Source organism: Vibrio sp. 1401 (assembly GCF_033340295.1).
The window spans coordinates 1-646 of sequence record NZ_JAWOWF010000460.1 but is presented as its reverse complement, the minus strand read 5'-3'; the positions used below and the strand labels follow the sequence as shown (position 1 = coordinate 646).

Below are 646 nucleotides of genomic sequence, written 5' to 3'. Positions count from 1 at the left end.
TCCGCGTTGACGCAACGATGACCATTAATGAGTTTCTGGACAAACACAAAGACACACCGTTCTCACGTCCGCTGGTATACAGCGAGCAGAAAGACAACATCATCGGCTTTGTGCATCGTCTAGAACTGTTTAAGATGCAGCAATCAGGCAGTGGTCAGAAACAACTCGGTGCGGTCATGCGTCCAATCCAAGTGGTTCTGAACAATACAGCGCTACCAAAAGTATTCGATCAAATGATGACGCACCGCCTACAACTGGCACTTGTGGTCGACGAATACGGCACCGTGCTTGGCCTTGTGACACTAGAAGACATCTTTGAGCACTTAGTTGGTGAAGAAATCATCGACGAAGCCGACAAGAGCACCGACATGCAAGAACTGGCCTACCAACGCTGGGAAAGCTGGAAAGAAATGCACGGCGTAATCGAAAGCCGCGATGACGACGAAGAGTTAGAAAAACAAAACGTTGAGCCAGAAACACAAGAGCCAACAAAACCAGACTCAAAAGAATCGTAACCACGTTTCCAACAAAAAAGGCATCCCACGGGATGCCTTTTTCATATTCGCTTTCGCATTACAGTGCGATGCCGATGTTGCTCACGGCTTCTTCGCGTAGTTCTTCACGCAAGTCTTTGATCAAGTTGATA

1 protein-coding gene and 1 pseudogene are annotated in these 646 nt (G+C 47.7%); one reads left to right on the top strand and one right to left on the bottom strand.

The window, feature by feature from the left end; translation table 11 throughout:
• On the top strand, positions 1-515 hold a 515-nt coding region (locus tag R7Z77_RS26230), incomplete at its 5' end, for a CBS domain-containing protein (protein ID WP_318137162.1).
• A gap of 58 nt (positions 516-573) precedes the next feature.
• Here the strand turns inward: R7Z77_RS26230 and R7Z77_RS26225 are convergent.
• A pseudogene (locus R7Z77_RS26225) lies at positions 574-646 on the bottom strand (DUF416 domain-containing protein); the annotation flags it as partial.